This is a genomic window from Phormidium pseudopriestleyi FRX01 (genome assembly GCF_017313335.1).
Lineage (GTDB): Bacteria > Cyanobacteriota > Cyanobacteriia > Cyanobacteriales > Laspinemataceae > Laspinema > Laspinema pseudopriestleyi.
This window is the reverse complement of sequence record NZ_JAFLQW010000545.1, coordinates 1-4,511: the sequence shown is the minus strand read 5'-3', so window position 1 is coordinate 4,511 and position 4,511 is coordinate 1. Positions and strand designations below refer to the sequence as shown.

The window sequence follows — 4,511 nt, the reverse complement described above, 5'->3', positions numbered from 1 at the left end:
GACTTGAGCTTAGATCTTCAAAAAATTCACGGTGCCGGAAAGCATCTGCTGGGAATTATCAATGATATCCTCGACCTGTCTAAAATTGAAGCCGGTCGCATGGAACTATACTTAGAACCCTTCGAGATTGAATCCACCCTCCAGGAAGTGGTCAGTACCATCCAACCCTTAATCGAAAAAAATAGCAATAAAATGGCTGTGCGATATGGGCCGGAACTCGGCTCAATGTGGGCTGACTTAACCAAAGTTAGACAAAATTTATTTAACCTGCTTTCCAATGCCGCCAAATTTACAGAAAATGGCACAATTTCCCTAGAAGTCACCCGCATCCCCAACCCCCAACCTCAAGATTCTGCCCATGAGGTCCTCTGTGCAGTCCTAGCACAACCGCCCGAATCTGGCTATTTAACCCCGGGAGTTTCTCACTCTGAATCCGATTGGATTTGCTTTAAAATCCAGGATACCGGAATTGGGATGACACCGGAGCAAATCAATCGGTTATTTGAGGCGTTTAGTCAAGCGGATGCCTCTACTACCCGCAAATATGGCGGGACTGGACTCGGGTTGGCGATCGCCAAGCGATTTTGTGAAATGATGGGAGGTGATATTACCGTCACCAGTCGCGAGGGAGAAGGGTCTACCTTTACGATGCTCCTCCCCGCCCAAGTGAAGGTACTCCCTAACGCCGAACAGGACTCGTCCCCAACGGCTGAATGGGATGCACTCCAAGAGACTGGAAAAACTATTTTGGTGATTGATGATGACCCGACGGTTCATGAGCTCATGCAGCGGTTTTTGAGAAAAGAAGGCTGGCGGGTGGCGATCGCCTCCACAGGCGATCGGGGATTGGAACTCGCCAAGGAACTCCACCCCGATGCCATTACCCTAGATGTGATGATGCCGCATCAAGATGGCTGGTCCGTTTTGTGCGCCCTCAAAGCGGACCCAGAACTCGCCGAGATTCCCACCATCGTCCTCACAATGATGGATAATAAGCCGATGGGGATGGCGCTAGGCGCTTCGGATTACATGACTAAACCCATCGATCGCCATCGCTTGATTGCACTCCTGCATAAGTATCAGCAACGCCAATCAGAATCCTCCCCAGACCATCCTCCAGTAGAATCCATTCTAATTGTGGAGGATGATCCAGCGACTCGGGATCTCCTGCATCGAGTCCTGGAACACCACGGCTGGAAAACCTTTGTGGCAGAGAATGGTCGTCGAGGTTTAGAGGCGATCGCCTCCCATCCACCGGATTTGATTTTACTCGATTTAATGATGCCAGAAATGGATGGATTTGAGTTTTTAAATGCTTTAAAACAATATCCTCACGGGCGATCGATTCCCGTCGTCGTCATGACCGCCAAAGATATTACGCCCCAAGAGTATTTGCAACTCAAAGGCTCAGTCCAAACCATCCTCCAAAAACAAGGCTTAAGTTTCGATCGCCTCTGCACCGAAATCCGCAACATGATCGCCGAAGCTTGTCAGCATCAAAAAGTCGGATAACAGCTTAACTTTCCTGGGTCCCTTTCTCCCCCTCGACCTAGCAAAAAAAAATAGGTGAGGGGTATTGCCTTTCTTGACCCGGTGCCGTATTATATTCATAATGGGGATGGTGACGCCAATAATATTTGAGCAAAGCCTCCCATTATAAATATAAATTTATCAAAGTCAACCCCTTTTGTCAAGCCAATTTCCCTCTTTTCAGAGCAAAATCCATAAACTTTTGTAAAAATCAGTGAAAATCAGTGAAATCAGTGGTTAAAAAACAGGATAAATTTAGATGATTTCCGAACCGATTGTCCTAAACCTAAAAACCGTCAACTTAAGTGACGACCAATTTTATCAACTCTGCCAAATCAATGAAAATTGGCGACTTGAAGAAACCGCCCAAGGAGAATTAATTATCATGCCCCCAGTTGGAGGAGTCAGCGGCAACAGAGAATCAGATTTGAATGCAGATGTAGTGATTTGGAACCGTCAAACTCAACTGGGAAAAGTATTTAGTTCATCCACAATATTCATTTTACCCGAGGGAGGTAAAAGGTCCCCGGATGTCGCTTGGGTTGAGAAGGGCCGCTGGGAAACCCTCACCCGGGAACAACAGGAAAAATTTATCCCCCTCTGTCCCGATTTTGTCATAGAACTCAGATCTCGTACCGACTCCTTAAACCAACTCCAAGACAAAATGCAGGAATATCTCAACAGTGGGTTAAAATTAGGCTGGCTGATTAATCCCCAAACTCAACAAGTCGAAATTTATCGCCCCACTCAACCCGTAGAAACCGTCCAACTTCCCACTCTCTTATCTGGAGAAAATGTCTTACCGGGTTTCACTTTAGACTTGCCGATTTTTTAAGGTGAGGGGTATTGCCTTTCTTGACCCGGTGCCGTATTATATTCATAATGGGGATGGTGACGCCAATAATATTTGAGCAAAGCCTCCCATTATAAATATAAATTTATCAAAGTCAACCCCTTTTGTCAACAGATTTTCCCATCTTTTTTAGCTCAAAATCTAAATCTCCGTGAAAATCTGTGCAATCAGTGGTTCCTCCCCATCCCGAATCCTCAAAAAAGATGCCTCCTACCAAGAAGAGGCATCTCACTCAACTCAACCCAACCCAATCCAGGTTAGCTGGCAACATATTCATTCATATCCGCCTTGCGCTTGCGGAGTTTAGTGAGAGCTTCCCGTTCAATTTGGCGAACACGCTCACGACTAATATTGAGCCGATCGCCTATCTTAGAAAGAGTCATCGCCTGTCCATCTTCCAACCCAAAGCGTAAAGCAATCACTTCCCGTTGCTGGGTGGTTAATTCGGCCATCAATTTTTCTAAATCCGATCGCATCGCTGAATGAGTGGCAAAATCTTCTGGAGAAGGTCCAGTATCCTCCAACAACTCACTCAGTTCTGTATCATGGTTATCCCCAACGCGCAAATCCAGAGAGAGGGGATGTCTGGCGCGTTCCATATACTCGCGAATTTGCTTGGGAGTGAGTTCCAACTCTGCCGCTAACTCGCCAATGGTGGCGGTTCGTCCGAGTTGCTGAGATAATTCCCGAGATGCTCTCTTGATTTTGTTAAGTTTTTCAGTAATGTGAATGGGGAGGCGAATCGTGCGACCCTTCTCCGCGATCGCCCGAGTAATAGCCTGACGGATCCACCAATAGGCATAGGTGGAAAATCGGTAACCTTTGGTGGGGTCAAATTTCTCCACCCCCCGCTGCATTCCGATAGTTCCTTCCTGGATTAAGTCGAGTAAATCAACATTGCGTTTAATATACTTTTTGGCAACAGACACTACCAACCGCAAATTAGCTTCCACCATCTTGCGCTTGGCGGTTTCCCCTTGCTCGATCGCCTGTTGCAACGCAACTAAGGACAACCCTGCCGCTTGAGACCATTCTACATCCGTCGGTTCATGACCGAACTGTTCAGTTAGGGTCTCTTTAATCTCATGCAACAGGCTCAATTGCTGAACCTGCTTACCCAATATAATCTCCTGCTCATGAGTCAGCAGGGGAACTCGGCCAATTTCTCGCAGGTAAGTGCGAACTAAGTCTGTAGAAGTTTGAGCAGTCTTCATGGCGCTTCTTCACTCACTCAATGGGTAACGTTCGTTTTCGTGGCTTGTATCCTTGACTCTCAATCTGAAGAGAGCCCGTTTGTGTAACCTACCGGAGGCATCTCGCACTGGGGTGACTTCCGGCTGATATTGATTCGGATAGCCACATTTGATGCAATCAGGGATGATTCGGGAATGCCGGTTTACCCCTGATTGGCTATTTGCTTACTTCTGACGGCTTGGAACCCGAACCGGAACCCGTTCTAGCTGGGATTGGCAAGACAAGGCGATCGCTGTTCTGTATGAATACAGGATTCCCAAAATCATGGCGGCAAGTACGAATGTCGGGGTTGTCATAAAATTTATTAAATTTCTAAGGTCGTATGTGAATAATTGTAACATTTCTTAACGAAATGTCTAGTCCTGACGCGCAGATTCTGACATTTAGTTCCAGAAGGTCCATCCACCCGTCGGTTATATAGCGGTTCCCGGACTCACCCTCACCCCCAGCCCCCTTCGACCCCCTTCGACCCTTCGACCCCCTTCGACCCTTCGACTGGCTCAGGGCTCAGGACAGGCTTCGACCCTTCGACCCGCTCAGGGCTCAGGGCTCAGGGCTCAGGGCTCAGGGCTCAGGACAGGCCTCTCCCGTCTTGGGCCGCCGACGAGAAAGGGGTGAGGGCTGTACCTTGTGGACATGAGAAACGCTATATAGAGATTACCCAGGAAATAATTTTCAGAATGCAACCTGGACAACAAAATGAAGAAAATATGGAGAAAAATCAGGATTTTTATACCCGGGTTTTAAGGATTTTTGACACTCCCGATGTCTAAAGACACGGGGATTCTTGCACAGCCTTAGACCAAAGCCTAAGTCTGATGGGCGCTGCTCATTGTGCCTCTAATAAGTCCGCTCAAATCTAGTTTGAACTTTC

General features: G+C 47.4%; 4 protein-coding genes. 2 read left to right on the top strand and 2 right to left on the bottom strand.

Going from position 1 to position 4,511, the window contains the following annotated elements; all coding sequences use genetic code 11:
- A partial coding sequence (locus J0895_RS20670) for a response regulator (RefSeq protein ID WP_207089884.1) occupies window positions 1-1,512 on the top strand: 1,512 nt, incomplete at its 5' end.
- 277 nt (window positions 1,513-1,789) lie between these two features.
- A complete protein-coding gene (locus J0895_RS20665; protein WP_207089883.1) occupies window positions 1,790-2,365 on the top strand; it encodes a Uma2 family endonuclease in 576 nt (191 codons plus the stop codon).
- A 275-nt stretch (window positions 2,366-2,640) separates the two neighbouring features.
- On the opposite strand, the gene J0895_RS20660 is transcribed toward J0895_RS20665, so the two are convergent.
- The gene (locus J0895_RS20660; protein ID WP_207089882.1) at window positions 2,641-3,597 is read right to left on the bottom strand and encodes an RNA polymerase sigma factor, RpoD/SigA family; all 957 of its coding nucleotides are present in this window, start codon (window positions 3,595-3,597) and stop codon (window positions 2,641-2,643) included.
- 204 nt (window positions 3,598-3,801) lie between these two features.
- A complete protein-coding gene (locus J0895_RS26530) occupies window positions 3,802-3,933 on the bottom strand; it encodes a hypothetical protein (protein ID WP_256556175.1) in 132 nt (43 codons plus the stop codon).
- Window positions 3,934-4,511: the final 578 nt, after the last annotated feature.

Bases quoted from the DNA above. Each gene is read 5' to 3' on its own strand.
- J0895_RS20660 (WP_207089882.1), bottom strand. From the start codon at position 3,597: ATGAAGACTGCTCAAACTTCTACAGACTTAGTTCGCACTTACCTGCGA.
- J0895_RS26530 (WP_256556175.1), bottom strand. From the start codon at position 3,933: ATGACAACCCCGACATTCGTACTTGCCGCCATGATTTTGGGAATCCTG.
- J0895_RS20665 (WP_207089883.1), top strand. From the start codon at position 1,790: ATGATTTCCGAACCGATTGTCCTAAACCTAAAAACCGTCAACTTAAGT.